We start from the raw sequence: 15,574 nt of genomic DNA on the forward strand, positions 1-15,574 counted from the left end.
GCAAGCTCACTCCTACAGTCATAGCCGACTGTAGGCCAATGCGCGATACAGGCATAATCGCCAAATCCTAACCACCGATATCAAATCCGATATGTCAGACACGTCACCCTCCGCTGGTCTGCCTGGCACCTTCCCGATGCTGAAAATCTCCAGCCGGCAGATCGCATTGCTCAACGCGTTGGGCGAACTGGGCAATCTGCGCAAAGCCGCCGCCGCCATTCACACCACCCAGCCCGCCGCCAGCCTGTTGTTGCAACAGCTGGAAGAACGCCTCGGCGTGCAACTGTTCGAGCGCTTGCCGCGCGGCATGCAGCCGACGCTGTTCGGCGAGGTGATGATTCGCTACGCCCAGGGCGCGCTGCATGAATTCGAATACGCCGAAGCGCAGCTGGCCGAGCTGGCACGCGGGGCGACGGGGATGGTGCGCATCGGCACGGTCATGGGCCCGGTCCCGACGCTGCTGACCCGCGGCGTGCTGGCGTTCAAGACCGCGCACCCGAAAGTGCGCATTGCCCTTGAAGTCGGCACCAGCGATGAGCTGCTGCCGGCACTGATTCGTGGCGATTTCGATGTGGTGCTGGGCCGGCTGCCCGATCAGCTCGACGGCCAGAGCCTCGACATTCAGCTGTTCGAACAGGGCGAACGCATGCGCATCATCGCCCGGCCGGGGCACCCGCTGGTCGACCACAGCGGCCTGACCCTGACGGAGCTGGCGCCACTGACCTGGATCCTCCACCCCATCGGCAGCCCCATGCGGCGCCAGGTTGAAAATGCGTTGCAGGCGGCGCAATTGATTGAGCCGCTGGACATCATCGAAACCCGTTCGATTCTGGCCACCACCTCGATGCTTGAATCCTCGGACATGATCGCCGTGGTGCCCAATGACGTCGCCGAGCATTACGCACGTTACGGCATGATCGCCATCCTGCCGGTCGAGCTGCCGCTGAGCATGGCCAATCTTGGGCTGATGACGTCGAAAGCCCGACCGATGTCGGCAGCGGTGAAGGCACTGCTGACATTTCTAAAGTCTCCGATAGCGGCATGAATCGATAACCCTGCGTTATCGCGTAATCGAAACCTTTCATTGGGAAATTACCCGCTGGCTTCATAGAGTGGCTGAAAATCGGCCAACAACGTCCGCGCTTATGAAGCGGCGTCGTGTAAGTCGTGATAACAATAACCGGCCAGCCACGGTGCGCTTCCCACGGGGAGCCGTCGCCTCGCACTGCTGACGCAGGCCGCCACCGTCATGAGAGGCCGCATGGAACTCATTGCCAAAACCGCCGCGTTCGACAGCAGCGCGCTGTTCATCCGCCTGAACCCCCTCGATAACGTGCTGATCGCTCGCCAGGCGCTGAACGAAGGCACGCACCTGGACGAAGAAAACGTCACGGTCTCGCAGCCGATTCCTTCCGGGCACAAGGTCGCGGCGGTCCGGGTCGAGCAGGGTCAGCCGCTGCGGCGTTACGGCCAGATCATCGGTTTCGCTTCACAGCCCATCGACGCCGGGCAGCACGTGCATGTGCACAACGTCGAGATGGGTGACTTCTCCCGTGACTACGCCTTTGGCGTCGACGCCCACGAGACGCCGAAAACCGAGGCGTTCTTTCAAGGCATCGTGCGCGCCGACGGCCGTGTGGCGACGCGCAACTACATCGGCATTCTCACCTCGGTGAACTGCTCGGCCACCGTGGCCCGTGCCATCGCCGACCGTTTCCGTCGCGACATTTTCCCGGAAGCCCTCGCGGACTACCCCAACATAGACGGCGTGGTCGCGCTGACCCACGGCTCCGGTTGCGCCATCGATTCCAAGGGCGAGGCCATCGACCTGCTGCGCCGCACCCTCGCGGGCTACGCCGTGCACCCTAACTTTGCAGCGGTGCTGGTGGTGGGCCTGGGCTGCGAGACCAACCAGATCCAGGACATGCTCGACAGCCAGGGCCTGAAGGCCAGCGACCAACTGCGCGCGTTCACCATTCAGGGCACCGGCGGCACGTCGAAGACTATCGCCAGCGGTATCGCCCAGGTGCAATCGCTGCTGCCCCAGGCCAACCGGATCACCCGCGAAACCGTCAGCGCCCGGCACTTGATCGTCGGTCTGCAATGTGGCGGCTCCGACGGCTATTCCGGCATCACCGCCAACCCGGCGCTGGGCAATGCCGTGGACCGGCTGGTGGCGGCGGGCGGTACGGCGATTCTGTCTGAGACCCCGGAAATCTATGGCGCCGAGCATTTGCTGACGCGGCGGGCGGCCAGTCAGGCCATCGGCGAGAAGCTCGTCCAGCGGATTCACTGGTGGGAGGACTACTGCCAGCGCATGAACGCCGAGCTGAACAACAACCCGTCTGCCGGCAACAAGGCCGGCGGGCTGACGACCATTCTGGAGAAGTCCTTGGGTGCGGTGGCCAAGGCCGGCTCGACCAACCTGATGGGCGTGTATGAATACGCCGAAGCCGTTCGCGCCCAAGGCCTGGTGTTCATGGACACCCCCGGCTACGACCCGGTCTCTGCCACGGGGCAAGTGGCCGGCGGCGCTAATCTGATCGCGTTCACCACCGGTCGCGGTTCTGCGTACGGTTGCGCGCCGACGCCGTCGATCAAGCTAGCGACCAATAACCGCGTGTTCGAATTTCAGCAGGAGGACATGGACGTCAATTGTGGCGGCATCGCCGATGGCACCACGACGATTGAAGAACGCGGCGCGTATGTGTTCCAGATGATGCTGGACATCGCCTCCGGCGCCCGCAGCAAAAGCGAGCAGCACGGTTATGGGCAAAACGAGTTTGTTCCCTGGCACATCGGTGCGGTGACCTGAGGTCTGTCGAGCAATCGACGCTCTTCGTGGGACCGGCTTTAGCCGGGAAGCTTTCAAGCCTTAAAACAATAAAAAAAGGTGCGCAATGAAATCCCTCAAGACCTACCAGACGATCACCATCGTCTTTCTGATGCTGTTCGGCGTGGTCAATTATCTGGACCGCAGCGCGCTGTCCATTGCCAACACGACGATCCAGAAAGACATGCTCATCAGCCCGTCAGAGATGGGCATTCTGTTGTCGGCGTTCTCGCTGGCCTATGCCTTCGCGCAGTTGCCGATGGGCATGATCATCGACAAGCTCGGCAGCAAGATCGCATTGGGTGGCGCGCTGATGGTGTGGTCTATCGCGCAGACGGCGTCGGGCTTCGTCAACAGCTTTAGCGGCTTCTTCGCCCTGCGCGTTTTGCTTGGGATTGGCGAAGCACCGATGTTTCCGTCGGCCGCCAAAACCCTCAACGAGTGGTTCGAAGAGCACGAGCGCGGCACGCCGACGGGCATCGTCTGGTCGGCCACCTGCATCGGCCCGTGCCTGGCGCCGCCGCTGCTGACGCTGTTCATGGTCAACTTCAGCTGGCGCGGGATGTTCATCATCACCGGCGTGCTCGGCATCGTGCTGTCGCTGTGCTGGCTGATGTTCTACAAAAGCCGTGCGCAGTACCTGAAGGAACTAGCAGCCGAGGGACGCGAACCGACCGTTCAGGTGGTTCAGGCCGATGCTGCGCCGAAGGCTTCGTTCTTCGCCGGCTGGCTGGACCTGTTCAAGCACCGCAGCACTTGGGGCACGTTCCTCGGTTTCATGGGCGTGATCTACATGCTCTGGCTGCACCTGACCTGGTTGCCCGGCTACTTCCAGCGCGAACACGGCCTCGACCCCTATCAAACCGCCTGGGTGGTGTCGTTCGCCTACGTGTTCGGCGCGATCGGCACCATCGCCGCCGGACGGATCTGCGATCGGCTGGTCAAGCGCGGCGTCGGCGTGCTCAACAGCCGCAAATACACAGTGATCGGCGGGCTGGTGTTTGCCGCCGTGTTCACCCTGCCGCTGACCTTCGTCACCGGCCTGAGCGGTTGCGTCGCGCTGCTCTGCCTGGCGCTGTTCGGCATCAACCTGTCCAGCGCCACGGCGTGGATGGTCGTCAATACCGTGGTCGACACCAAACGCGTGGCGTCCCTGGGGTCGATCCAGAATTTCGGCGGCTACATCGCCGGCTCTATCGCGCCGATCGTCACCGGGTTCAGCGTGCAATATTCCGGCACCTTTGCCACTGCCTTCGCGGTCAGCGCCATCGTCGCGTTGCTCTCAGCGGTCGCCTACTTCGTGCTGCTCAAGGCACCGATCCCCGAACACACCACCACGGCGCAGAAGGACTGGCAGGCGAATCTGGATGAGGTGCAAGGGCGTCGGGTCTGAATGATAACCTGCAACGTATTGCTGGGAACGCACGCGGCCCCAAGAACGCAGTTATAGCCCGGTGAACGCGATCCCTGTAGGAGTGAGCTTGCTCGCGAAGACGGCATTCCACCCGCTGAACATTTAGCGGATGTACTGGCCCCTTCGCGAGCAAGCTCGCTCCCACATGTCAACCTCAGCCAAACTCGCACCCGGCCCTATAACCACGTCACGCCCACACCACAGCACATCTCCCGCAGATGATTTATAACCCATAATTTTCCCTTCAAAATCCCGCACTTGTCCTACGCTGTGAGTCAGACGGGTCGCTGTTGCGATGCTGCGTGTCCGAACGAGAGGATTGTTCGTCACAGTGGCGGGTCTGAAATCGTGGCAGTCAGCGAGGGTGGGGTTTGAGACAGGTAGAAGGATCGGAGTTCGGCGTCAGAAACCGACGACTCAAACGCATGCCGGTGTTGTGGCTGGCGGGGCTGTTTACCTTGTTGGTGTGCATCTCCATCACCAGCATCACCGTCTGGCAATTACGCCAGACGCGCATGCACGAGCTGGAAATCGCCAATATCAACGTCGCCAACCTTTCGCGCTCAATGGCGCAGCACGCCGATGACGCCTTCGACCAGGCCCACATCGCGGTGTCGTCGGTGGTCGAACGGCTCTCATTTGATGGCTTCGGCGCCGCCAGTGGTTCGCGGATGCACGATTATCTGCGCGCCACGGCCGCCAGCGTCGAGCAGATTCAGGGCCTGTTCATCTACGACAAGGACGGCAACTGGGCGGCAACTTCTCTCAACCACATGCCGGCCAACGCCAACAACGCGGACCGAGAATATTTCCGCTTTCACCAATCCATCGACAGCACCCTCCCCCATATCGGGGCGGCCATCCAGAGCCGTTCCACCGGTGACTGGATCATCCCGGTGTCGCGACGGTTGAACGATGAGATGGGCAACTTCGCCGGTGTGGTGCTGGCCACCGTCGAGCTGAACTACTTCGAACGGTTCTTCGAGCGCTTCGACATCGGCAAGCATGGTGTCATCACCCTGGCAATGGCCGACGGGACCTTGTTGGCGCGACGCCCGCTTCTCGAAAACGTACGCGGTACGTCCATCGCCGACGGCGAATTGTTCCGTCTTCACGTCAGGGAACACTACGAAGGCACGGCGAACGTCGTGTCGATGCTTGACCACGAACAGCGCCTGTATGGCTACAAGAAACTGGACCGCTACCCGATGGTGGTGCTCGCCGGCCTGTCCCAGCGCGAAGTGCTCGACGAGTGGCGGCAATACGCATGGCGCTCGCTGGCGATCATCATCTGCGTAGTGGTCGCCAACTTGCTGTTTGGCGTCTTGCTGTTCCAGCAGATCCGTTTCGGCCTCAACGCCGAATCACAGCTGCGCATCGCCAGCCACTCGCTGGAAAAACTCGCGCTGCAGGACAGCCTCACCGGCCTGGCCAATCGTCGGCATTTTCAGGAGATCCTCAGCCTGGAATTTCGCAACGGTGAGCCCAACCTGCATCCGCTGAGCCTGATCATGATCGACATCGATTTTTTCAAGAGCTACAACGACAACTACGGCCACGTCGCCGGCGACAAATGCATCGTCGCCGTGGCCGAGTGCATTCGCAGCAACCTCAACCGTACCGGCGACTTGGCGGTGCGCTACGGCGGGGAAGAAATGGCCGTGTTCCTGCCCTACAGCGACGTGCACGGCGCGGTGAGCCTGGCGGAAAAGATCCGGTTGGCCGTGCTCACCCGAGCCCTCGAACATCAGGGCAATCCGATCGGCATCGTCAGCATCAGCCTGGGGGTTTATGGCTGTAAAGCGCAGGAATGCCAGACCATGGAAGACTTCGTCAAACGCGCGGATGCCGCGCTGTATGCCGCCAAGCACCAGGGCCGCAATCGCACCGTTGCCTGGCAGGAATCGACTGTGCTCAGTGCGCTGCCCGCGCCGTAACGATCTGCGCGACCTTGCCGCGAAACAGCTCCAGCCGATCAGCCGGCGCGTCATGTTCAACCACCAGCGCGCCGACTTCCTCGCACTGCGCGACCTGATAGTGCGCGATGCTGGAGAGCTTCTCGTTGATCACCGCCACCGCCACTTGACCGCTGCGCGCCACCACGGCGCGCTTGAACTCGGCGACATCCATGTCGAACGCGGTTACGCCCTTCAGCGCATCCAGCGCACAGGCGCCGAGAAAGCACAGATCGAAATTGAAGTGGGCCAGTTGCTGAATGGTGGTGAAGCCGTAGGTGCTGCCCGCGACGGGGCTCAGGCGCCCGCCGAGCAGAATCACTTCCACCGACGGCAGCTTCATCAGCTCGACGGCGATCAGCGGCGCGTTGGTGGTGACGGTCAACGGCATGTACGGATCAAGGGCTTTGGCAATCGCCAGATTGGTCGAGCCGCCGTCGATAAACACGTGCTGCCCGGCACTGATCAATCCCGCCGCCGCGATACCCAACTGACGCTTGCGCCCGGGCTCATGCTCGACACGCGCAGCGATCGGCCCGTCCGACGCCAGAGAAATCGCCCCGCCGTACACGCGTTTGCACAGGCCGGCGGACGCCAACGCGCCGAGATCGCGGCGAATGGAATGCTCCGACACATTGAACTCGGCCGCCAGCTCCGCCGCAATCACCCGACCGCGCACGGCCAGACGCTCGGAGATCAAACGCTGACGCTCGCCGGGGAATGCTTCGGGGTTGGCGGACATAAGGCCTCGATAGAGAGCTGAATCGATCAGAAACGAGCAGGATCATGGGGCGACGCAATTGGCAAAGTCAATGCGGCAGCGATTTGAGAAGACCGGGAGGGGCAGGGAATCTACTGCGGCCAGACCACCGTCTTCGTGAGCAAGCTCACTCCCACATGGCCAGTTTTTGCCGTCGGACATCGCGGTTGCCTGGATAAAGGGCCGGCACTTCCCGGTCTCTCAACTCACGCCGATTTCCAAGGAAATAGAACACCATGTGGGAGCGAGCTTGCTCGCGAAGAGGCCGGTACATCCGCCGAATTTCCAGCAGCAGAAATGCCGTCTTCTTGAGCAAGCTCACACACATATCGCGCCAGCCACACTACCCCGTCTCGACTTCACTGCATCAACGAATAAACCAGCGCCGAGATCGAGATCAACCCTATCACCACCACAAACACGTTCGACAGTTTTCCCGCATAGCGGCGCATGGCGGGCACGTTGCGCACGGCGTACATCGGCATGAGGAACAGCAGCGCCGCAATCACCGGGCCGCCGAGGGTTTCGATCATCCCGAGAATGCTTGGGTTGAGGGTTGCCACCAGCCAGCAGACCACCAGCATGAAGCCTGCGGTCAGCCGATCGAGCGTACGTGGCGAAGGACGGCGGCCGGTCTTTATCACCAGACCTTTGAGGCCTTCGCTGGCGCCGATGTAGTGGCCCAGGAACGACTTGGTGATTGCAACGAAAGCAATCAACGGCGCCGCAAACGCGATGGTCGGGTTGCTGAAATGGTTGGCCAGATAGGACAGGATCGACAGGTTCTGCGCCTTGGCTTCCGCCAGTTGCTCCGGCGCCAGGGTCAGCACGCAGCTGAAGACAAAAAACAGCACCATGACCACCATCAGCAGATGGGCACGGGCCAGGATCTGCGCGCTACGGGGTTCGGCCTGCTCGCCATACTGGCGCTTCTGGTCGACGGCAAAGGCCGAAATGATGGGTGAGTGGTTGAACGAGAACACCATCACCGGAATCGCCAGCCACAGCGTGTGCAGCAGCGCCGAAGGCGCCGGAAGGCTGCTTGCCGTGGTGAGAATGCCGCCGTTCCAGTGGGGAATCAGGAACACCGCGAGGAACAGCAAGGCCACGATAAACGGGTACACCATCAGGCTCATGGCCTTGACGATGATCTGCTCACCGCAACGTACCACCGCCAGCAGGCCGAGGATCAGCACGAACGCCAGCAGCGCTCGCGGCGGCGGCTGCACGTGCAGTTGGTGCTCCATGAAACTGCCGACCGTGTTGGTCAGCGCCACGCTGTAGATCAGCAGGATCGGAAACACGGCGAAGAAATACAGCAGCGTGATCAGGGCACCGGCTTTCTTGCCGAAATGCTGCTCGACCACCTCGGTGATGTCCGCGCCATCGCGGCCCGAGAGCACGAACCGGGTCAGCCCGCGGTGCGCATAGAAGGTCATCGGGAAGGCCAGCAGGGCCAGAATCACCAGCGGCCAGAACCCGCCGATACCCGCGTTGATCGGCAGAAACAACGTGCCCGCGCCGATGGCGGTGCCGAACAGTCCGAGCGTCCAGGTGGTGTCGTTGCGGTTCCAGGTAGTCACGCTCGCGGGTGCGGCGTCGACGGTGTGTTCGACGCTGTTGGCCTGATCATTCATCCGGTCGATTCTCCGTTGCCGGTGATAGCTACATGGTCAAAAGCGCGTCGAAAAACGTGGCAGTCGGCGCCCCTGACCGGTTCTCTACAGGGAAAGGGGCGCGATTGTCCGGGATTAGAGACCAGAATCAAAGGCTTGTCGGACCAAAAGCCTGCGGGGCCGGATGATGGAAGTTACAAACCAGCTTAACTTCCTGCACAAATCAGCAACGCTTCTTACCTAACAAACCAGACAATTCCCACACCGAAAACGGACGAATTAGTGTGCGAAACGTATTGTAAATCCATGGGAGTACAACTTCCGTTAACCCTCCATTAGGCTCTCGACCCACATTCAACCGCCCATGGAAGGTAACGCGTGCTCAAGACTTTTGCCGTCATCACTTTGCTCACTGCAAGCACTTACGCGAGTGCAAACAACGCTCCCGCACAATGCGCAACACTTGATGAGCAACAAGCGAAAATCCTGTTCGACCGATGGAACAACGCACTGCAGACTGGCGATTCCGGAAAGGTCGCCGCGAACTACACGCCAGACGCGGTGCTGTTGCCGACCCTCTCCAACCGGCCCAGAACAGACCTTGCCGGTAAAGTCGATTACTTCAATCACTTCCTTAAAAACAAACCGGTCGGCACCCTCGACAGCAGCACTGTTATTACAAGTTGCAACAGTGCAATCGATACCGGCCTTTACACGTTTCGTTTCAGCGACGATTCAGAAGTCCAGGCGCGTTACACCTTTACTTACGCACTTGTGAATAACCAATGGCTGATTACCTCCCACCACTCTTCGGCCATGCCGGAGTAGCGAACATTCAGCAAACCCTCGGCCTGGCGTCCAACGTCGGCCGACTCCACTTTCAGACCCTTCCCACACGTCACTCGCCTGCGACATCCCGCCGCAACGGCATGCTCAGCTCCACCCGCAAACCGTCGTGACGGCTGTCAAAGCGCAGCGAGCACGCGCAACGCTGAACAATGGCCTGAACAATCGCCAAACCCAGCCCGGCGCCGGGGCTCTTGCCGTTGCGCCAGAAGCGCTGGGTGAGCTTGTCCAGGTCCGGCTCGGGAATGCCGGGGCCGTGATCGCGAACGCGGAAATGGGCCTGCCCGTCGAAGGTTTCGACACTCAGTTCCACCTTCGCATCGGCCTGGCTGTGGCGCAGGGCGTTGTCCAGCAGATTGCGCAACGCGGCGACCGCCAGTGCCGCCGGCATCTGCACGGCGGCGCGGGACAACTGCGAGGGCAGGATCAGTTCGATGCGCTGTTCGTCGCCGTGACTGGCATCGTGAATGGCCAAACGCGCGACCTGCTCGGCATCGCACTGCACGCCGTCGTCAAACGACAGGCTGCCCTCGACCCGCGCCAACAGCAGCAGCTGTTCGAGGGTGCGGTGCATCCGGTCGGCGCCCTCCTCCGCATGGGCCAGCGCCGTGTCGCGCTTCTGGCCGTCGGTCATGCGTGCCACCTGCAGATGGGTCTTGATGGCCGTGAGCGGGCTGCGCAGTTCATGGGCAGCGTCCCCGGTCAGCCGCCGCTCGCGCTCCAGGGTCTGGGCGATGCGCTGAAACAGCTGATTCTGGCTGACCAGCAGCGGCTGCAACTCGCTGGGCAGGTTCGGCACCTCCAGCGGTTCGACCGAGTCGGCGCTGTGCCGATTCAAGGCGTCGCGCATGCGGTTGAGCGGCGCCAGCCCCCGGCCGATGCCGAACCAGACCAGCGCCAGGCTGCCGAACAGCGCGACCAGCACCGGCACCGATGCGGCGAGGAGCACCGAATGCCCCAGCACGTCGCGCTCGATCTGCCGGTCGGCGGTGGTCACCCGCACGTTGTCATGCATCATCGTGTACACGCGCCAGTGGTCGCCGTTGATCATCTGGTCATGGAAGCCGCTGGCGTCGGCCTTCAGCGGTTCGCTCGGCGAGCTGTCGGTGCGCGCCAGCACCTGCCCGCGCAGGGAACTCAGCTGACAGGCCATGCCACTGGGCAGCGCCGGATCGTCCGCCCGCAGCGAGCGGGTTTCACTGCCGGTGAGCATCTGCATCTGTTCGAGCAGCCCGGCCACCATGCGCGCCGAGGCCTCAAGGCGTTGATCAAGGGATTGCATCATCTGCGTGCGCAAGTCCCTCAGCATCCACACTGCGGCCAGCACCCAGATCAGAATGAACGCCGAGCCCAGGATCAGACTCAGCCGCGTGCGCAGGCTCATCATGGCGCTGACTCCGAATCAAGGCCGGCCGGGCCGAGGCGATAGCCCAGACCCCGCACGGTTTCGATGATCCGGCCGCCCAGTTTGCGCCGCAGGTGGTGAATGTGAACGTTAAGGGCGTTGCTCTCGACTTCGTCGCCGAAGCCGTACACGCAGTCCTTTAACTGTTCGCCAGAAAGCACGCGGCCGCTGTTGTTGAGCAACGCTTGCAGCAAGGCCTGTTCACGGCGGGAGAGATCAACCGGCTGACCGGCAAGGCGGGTTTCCCGGCTGCTCGGGTCGTAGCTGAGCACGCCGTGTTCGATTACGTTGACGCTGCGCCCGGCCATGCGGCGCACCAAGGTGTGCAGGCGCGCGCTGAGTTCACGCAGGTCGAAGGGCTTGAGCAGGTAATCGTCCGCCCCGGCCTGTAAGCCGTCGACGCGGTCGGTCACTGTATCGCGAGCAGTGAGAATCAGCACCGGGATTTCGACCCCCTGCTGTCGCAACTGCCGCAACAGCTTCAGGCCATCTTCATCGGGCAGGCCGAGGTCGAGAATCATCACGTCGAAATGTGCGGCCGACAGCATCGCCCGCGCCGACGAGGCCGTGGCCACGCGATCCACCGTCAGGCCCTGGGCGTCGAGGCCCGCTACGATGCCGCTGGCAATCAGGTCGTCGTCTTCACAAAGCAGTACGTGCATGGTCGGCCCCGAAAAAAAAGGCGATTGAAGCGCAGAGGGATTAACGGCGGATTATGCACCAGCCGCCGCAGACGCGACGCGCCCCGTAGGGTTAATCGACTGTTAATCGCCGCTGCTCAGCATCGGGCAACCGAGCACGCGCTGCACACACTCATCCCGCAGCATCAGCGCATGTCTGCCTCCTACCTGTTCTGGGAGCAGGCGCGGCCCTGGGTGAAGTCCGGCAACGTGCAATTGCGTCACATCATGGTCGGCGTGATTCGCGAAGACAGCGCCGCCAAAGCCGCGAGCCTGCTGGCCGACGCGAACCCGGAAGTGGCCTTGCAGAACCACGAACAGGCGGGCAAAGCCAGCACGCTCAAGGCCATGCAGAACATTCCCAAAGACATCCAGGCCAAACTCGACGCCAACATGAAACTGATGGAAGACATGGGCCTGTCAGCCACCCCGTCGATCTTCTACAAAGATGAGGCCGGACATCTCCAGCAGCAACAAGGCGCGCCCCGGCCTGAGGCACTGGCGAAGATGATGGGTCCCAAATAGCTGCGCATGAGTGAGGCCGTCTGGCGTGGGGCCTTCTGACCGGTGGCGACACGCGTGACAACGTGGGTACTGCGCCGGCGGGTCATCCGTGTAAAAATGTCGATCACCATTTCAAGAGCCACAGTCAGGAGGCTCGCTCCATGCGTTACGCCGAAGATCACAAAGCCCAGACCCACCAGCGCATCCTTCAGGAAGCCGCCGCGCGCTTTCGCCGTGACGGCATCGGCGCCACCGGTTTGCAACCGTTGATGAAGGCATTGGGCCTGACCCACGGCGGTTTTTATGCCCATTTCAAATCCAAGGACGACTTGGTCGAAAAGTCGCTGCGCTGCGCTGTTGACCAGTTGTACGCCTCACGTGCCGAGAAAATGGCCGAGGACAGTTCGACCCAGGCGTTCATCGATGCGTACCTGTCGAGCGCCCATCGTGATCACCCGGAAAAGGGCTGCCCATTGCCGACCATGGCGTCCGAGCTGGGCCAGCGCGGGCAACCGAGCGAGATTACCGACGAGTTGATCAACCGCATGCTCGCCACCCTCGAAGCAGGAATGCCAGCCGATGGGCAAAACAGCGACAAGAGCGTGATGCTCATGTCCGGGCTGGTGGGGGCAATGGTGCTGGCGCGCAGCGCAAAGGATCCGGCGCTGGCCGAGCGGATTCTTGAAACCACCCGCGATCAGCTCAAGCAACTGATCGAAGGCTGACGCTCACTTCCCTGCCCTTCTCGCGGCAGGGGAGTGTCTTGCTTGTCTCAGCACCGCTCAGGGATGCCAGCGACGAAACAGCACGCTGGCGTTCACACCGCCGAAGCCAAACCCGTTCGACAGGGCGTACTCGATGTCCATCGGGCGTGCCTTGCCGTGGACGATGTCGATGCCTGCCGCCGCCTCATCAGGGTTCTCCAGATTCAGCGTCATCGGCGCGATCTGATCGCGAATCGCCAACGCCGTGAAAATCGCTTCGATGCCGCCCGCAGCGCCAAGCAAGTGCCCGGTGGCTGATTTGGTCGACGTCACCGCGACGCCATTCTGGTCGCCGAACACCGTTTTGATCGCGGCCATTTCACCCTTGTCGCCCACCGGGGTGGACGTGGCATGGGCGTTGACGTGCTGGACATCGGAGGGCTGAATGCCGGCCTGCCGAATCGCTGCCTGCATCGCCCGACGCGCGCCACTGCCATCTTCAGGCCCGGCCGTCAGGTGATAGGCGTCCGCGCTGGTGCCGTAACCGACCAGTTCAACGATGGGCGTTGCACCGCGAGCGAGTGCGTGCGTGCTCCAGTGTTTCGATGACGATGATCCCCGCGCCCTCGCCCATGACGAAGCCGTCGCGGTCACGGTCGAAGGGCCGTGAGGCGCGCTCCGGTGTGTCATTGAAGCCATTGGAAAGCGCCCGCGCGGCAGCGAAACCACCCAAGGCGACGCGATCGATACAGGCTTCGGCGCCACCGCAGATGGCCACATCCGCTTCCCCGTTGCGGATCAGCCGCGCGGCATCGCCAATCGCCTGAACGCCCGCCGCACATGCCGTCACCGGCGCGCCCAGCGGGCCTTTGAAACCGTGCTGGATTGACACATGCCCGGCCGCCAGATTGACCAGAAACGAAGGAATGGTGAACGGCGACAACCGCCGCGGCCCACGGGTATCCGCAATGCGAACCGCCTCGGCGATGGCACCAAAACCACCTACGCCGGCGCCAATGATGGTCGCAGTACGCTCCCGATCCTCTTCAGTCGATGGCGCCCAGCCTGCCTGTTTGACCGCCTGCTGCGCAGCGCCCAGGGCAAACAGGATGAAGCGGTCCATCTTCTTCTGCTCCTTGGGCGGCGCGGCAGCGTCAGCGTCGAACCCGGCTTCAGGGTCTTGCTCCAGGGTCGGCACCGGGCCGCCGACCTTGCCTGCCAGGTCAGCCACCGTCTGCTCAGGCAACTGCACAATGCCCGAGCGGCCTTCAAGCAATCGCTTCCATACCGCTTCGACGCCGGAGCCCAATGGCGTCACCAGCCCCATACCCGTCACTACGATGCGACGCTCGCTCATGGGTTCACCTTTTCCTCATTTTTGGCAGTCGCCGACACCGTTAAGCGCCAGCCGTTTTATAACGTTGCGCCGCGTGCTGCAGCGACAGATTCGGGCCCAGCGCCAGGCGTGCCTGGGTGAAGGCCTGCCAGTCAGCGGCATCCGGCAACGATGGAATGGTGATCAGCTCTTTCTGATCGAACCCGGCCAGCGAAGCGTCGACCATTTCGTTGACGTCCATGACCATTTCCGGCGGGAAGGCGTTGATGTCCAGACCGGCGCGCTCCCAGATTTCAGTGCGAGTGGCGCCGGGCAGCACGGCTTGAACCTGCACGCCCTTTTCGCTCATCTCGGCGGCGAGCGACTGGGTCAGGCTCAACACATAAGCCTTGCTGGCGGCGTACACCGCGTTGAAGCGCTCCGGCAACAGTGGCACCACCGACGCAATATTGATGATCCCTCCGGTACCGCGCGCCGCAAAACCGGCGGCTGCGGCGGAGGCCAGATGGGTCAGCGCAACGATGTTGAGTTGAATCAGGCGGTCCACTTCGCCCAGATCCGATTCGGCAAGGGGCGTGCTTAGCGCAACCCCGGCGTTGTTCACCAGCAGCGTGAGCGATGCGTCCGAGCGCAGACGCTGCTCGAGGACGCTGACATCGACGGGCTGGGTCAAGTCGGCTTTGATCACCTCGACATTGATCGAATGTTTGGCGCGCAGATCCGTCGCCAGTGCTTCCAGTCGCGACTGGTCACGGGCCACCAGCAGCAGATCAAATCCGCGCTGCGCCAGGCGGTCCGCATAGGTGAAGCCAATGCCCGACGACGCGCCGGTGATGACAGCTTTGCCTTGAGTCTGAGTAGTCATGAACGTTCTCCGTGGGAAAGTGAGCGTAGCTGCGGAAGGATATTACGCCCGTAATTTAAAAAATAATATGTCGGTCGACATTTTTCTATTTTGATAGGTAAACGGTGCGCCTGGAGCCATGACGGACATAAAAAAGACCGATCAAAAGATCGGCCTTGAGCTCATGGGGTCTCAGTCAATTGCCAGCTTGTCGCGGTTCTTGTCCAGCAGCGCCTTGCCGATGCCCTTCACTTCGATCAACTCATCCACGGCCGTGAATCCGCCGTGTTCTTCACGGTAAGCAACGATGGCGTTGGCTTTGGCTGCGCCAATCCCGGACAGCTCTTTCTGAAGGGTTTCCGCACTCGCGGCGTTAAGATTAACCTTTGAGCCCTGCGCACCCGCTGGCGCGGAAATGGCAGGTTGGGTGGCGTCTGCCGGGGTGACGGCAGGGGTGGCAGAAGGCGCGGCAGTCACAGCGAGGGACGTACCCGCCAGCAGCGCGAAGATCAGGGAGGACAGATAAGAAGTACGCATGAGTCATGCTCCATGGGCATCGTAAGTGGAAGCAGCATTCCTGAGCTGCTTCCCAAACCTAGCCGATGGCGACAGACCGTCAACGCAGGGATCGGTGACCGAATATGTACTGACTCGCAGGCCCCCTAAAGCCGGGCCTC

At 62.0% G+C, this 15,574-nt stretch carries 12 protein-coding genes and 2 pseudogenes; 7 read left to right on the forward strand and 7 right to left on the reverse strand.

Translation table 11 applies throughout. From position 1 onward, the window contains the following. The first annotated feature begins 136 nt into the window (after window positions 1-136). From ACYASU_RS11220 to ACYASU_RS11235, 4 genes are all read left to right on the forward strand, one after another. On the forward strand, window positions 137-1,045 hold the full coding sequence (locus tag ACYASU_RS11220) for a LysR family transcriptional regulator (protein ID WP_346630587.1): 909 nt from the start codon (window positions 137-139) through the stop codon (window positions 1,043-1,045). 216 nt (window positions 1,046-1,261) lie between these two features. Next, a complete protein-coding gene (locus ACYASU_RS11225; RefSeq protein WP_346626539.1) occupies window positions 1,262-2,815 on the forward strand; it encodes a UxaA family hydrolase in 1,554 nt (517 codons plus the stop codon). Window positions 2,816-2,900: 85 nt separating this feature from the next. Further along, window positions 2,901-4,226 (forward strand): MFS transporter, encoded by a 1,326-nt coding sequence (locus ACYASU_RS11230; RefSeq protein ID WP_463582833.1) that lies wholly within the window; start codon window positions 2,901-2,903, stop codon window positions 4,224-4,226. A gap of 446 nt (window positions 4,227-4,672) precedes the next feature. Continuing rightward, window positions 4,673-6,184 carry a sensor domain-containing diguanylate cyclase gene (locus ACYASU_RS11235; protein ID WP_463582834.1) on the forward strand — a complete coding sequence of 504 codons (1,512 nt, stop codon included), beginning with the start codon at window positions 4,673-4,675 and terminating at the stop codon, window positions 6,182-6,184. Here ACYASU_RS11235 and ACYASU_RS11240 read toward each other — a convergent pair. Then, the gene (locus ACYASU_RS11240) at window positions 6,162-6,944 is read right to left on the reverse strand and encodes a DeoR/GlpR family DNA-binding transcription regulator (protein WP_463582835.1); all 783 of its coding nucleotides are present in this window, start codon (window positions 6,942-6,944) and stop codon (window positions 6,162-6,164) included. The two genes, ACYASU_RS11235 and ACYASU_RS11240, sit on opposite strands and share 23 nt — an antisense overlap. Window positions 6,945-7,321: 377 nt before the next feature. Then, entirely contained in the window at window positions 7,322-8,599 is a 1,278-nt protein-coding gene (locus tag ACYASU_RS11245) for a serine/threonine transporter (protein ID WP_463582836.1), read from the reverse strand. 357 nt (window positions 8,600-8,956) lie between these two features. Here ACYASU_RS11245 and ACYASU_RS11250 point away from each other — a divergent pair, with 357 nt between their 5' ends. After that, window positions 8,957-9,406, forward strand: coding sequence for an SgcJ/EcaC family oxidoreductase (locus ACYASU_RS11250; RefSeq protein ID WP_463582837.1), 450 nt, complete (start codon window positions 8,957-8,959; stop codon window positions 9,404-9,406). Window positions 9,407-9,476: 70 nt separating this feature from the next. On the opposite strand, the gene ACYASU_RS11255 is transcribed toward ACYASU_RS11250, so the two are convergent. Continuing rightward, window positions 9,477-10,811, reverse strand: a complete 1,335-nt coding sequence (locus ACYASU_RS11255; RefSeq protein WP_463582838.1) for an ATP-binding protein — start codon at window positions 10,809-10,811, stop codon at window positions 9,477-9,479. Then, on the reverse strand, window positions 10,808-11,491 hold the full coding sequence (locus ACYASU_RS11260) for a response regulator (protein ID WP_282367483.1): 684 nt from the start codon (window positions 11,489-11,491) through the stop codon (window positions 10,808-10,810). Before ACYASU_RS11260 ends, ACYASU_RS11255 begins: the two co-directional genes overlap by 4 nt. A gap of 186 nt (window positions 11,492-11,677) precedes the next feature. Here ACYASU_RS11260 and dsbG point away from each other — a divergent pair. Continuing rightward, window positions 11,678-12,034 (forward strand): annotated as a pseudogene (dsbG, locus tag ACYASU_RS11265) (thiol:disulfide interchange protein DsbG); the annotation flags it as partial. A 140-nt stretch (window positions 12,035-12,174) separates the two neighbouring features. Continuing rightward, entirely contained in the window at window positions 12,175-12,738 is a 564-nt protein-coding gene (locus tag ACYASU_RS11270) for a TetR/AcrR family transcriptional regulator (RefSeq protein WP_463582839.1), read from the forward strand. A 57-nt stretch (window positions 12,739-12,795) separates the two neighbouring features. Here ACYASU_RS11270 and fabF read toward each other — a convergent pair. The 3 genes and pseudogenes from fabF to ACYASU_RS11285 form a co-directional block, all read right to left on the reverse strand. Beyond that, window positions 12,796-14,074, reverse strand: a pseudogene (fabF, locus tag ACYASU_RS11275) (beta-ketoacyl-ACP synthase II). Window positions 14,075-14,114: 40 nt separating this feature from the next. After that, window positions 14,115-14,918 carry an SDR family NAD(P)-dependent oxidoreductase gene (locus ACYASU_RS11280; RefSeq protein WP_463582840.1) on the reverse strand — a complete coding sequence of 268 codons (804 nt, stop codon included), beginning with the start codon at window positions 14,916-14,918 and terminating at the stop codon, window positions 14,115-14,117. Window positions 14,919-15,089: 171 nt separating this feature from the next. Continuing rightward, window positions 15,090-15,434 carry a ComEA family DNA-binding protein gene (locus ACYASU_RS11285; RefSeq protein ID WP_192172811.1) on the reverse strand — a complete coding sequence of 115 codons (345 nt, stop codon included), beginning with the start codon at window positions 15,432-15,434 and terminating at the stop codon, window positions 15,090-15,092. Window positions 15,435-15,574: the final 140 nt, after the last annotated feature.

The sequence above is a fragment of the Pseudomonas sp. HP_12 genome (assembly GCF_055283955.1).

Excerpts from the sequence above, each read along its gene's own strand:
- ACYASU_RS11230 (WP_463582833.1), top strand. The coding sequence starts at position 2,901 with ATGAAATCCCTCAAGACCTACCAGACGATCACCATCGTCTTTCTGATG.
- ACYASU_RS11280 (WP_463582840.1), bottom strand. The coding sequence starts at position 14,918 with ATGACTACTCAGACTCAAGGCAAAGCTGTCATCACCGGCGCGTCGTCG.
- ACYASU_RS11225 (WP_346626539.1), top strand. The coding sequence starts at position 1,262 with ATGGAACTCATTGCCAAAACCGCCGCGTTCGACAGCAGCGCGCTGTTC.
- ACYASU_RS11260 (WP_282367483.1), bottom strand. The coding sequence starts at position 11,491 with ATGCACGTACTGCTTTGTGAAGACGACGACCTGATTGCCAGCGGCATC.
- ACYASU_RS11245 (WP_463582836.1), bottom strand. The coding sequence starts at position 8,599 with ATGAATGATCAGGCCAACAGCGTCGAACACACCGTCGACGCCGCACCC.
- ACYASU_RS11220 (WP_346630587.1), top strand. The coding sequence starts at position 137 with ATGCTGAAAATCTCCAGCCGGCAGATCGCATTGCTCAACGCGTTGGGC.
- ACYASU_RS11235 (WP_463582834.1), top strand. The coding sequence starts at position 4,673 with ATGCCGGTGTTGTGGCTGGCGGGGCTGTTTACCTTGTTGGTGTGCATC.
- ACYASU_RS11270 (WP_463582839.1), top strand. The coding sequence starts at position 12,175 with ATGCGTTACGCCGAAGATCACAAAGCCCAGACCCACCAGCGCATCCTT.
- ACYASU_RS11285 (WP_192172811.1), bottom strand. The coding sequence starts at position 15,434 with ATGCGTACTTCTTATCTGTCCTCCCTGATCTTCGCGCTGCTGGCGGGT.
- ACYASU_RS11240 (WP_463582835.1), bottom strand. The coding sequence starts at position 6,944 with ATGTCCGCCAACCCCGAAGCATTCCCCGGCGAGCGTCAGCGTTTGATC.
- ACYASU_RS11255 (WP_463582838.1), bottom strand. The coding sequence starts at position 10,811 with ATGATGAGCCTGCGCACGCGGCTGAGTCTGATCCTGGGCTCGGCGTTC.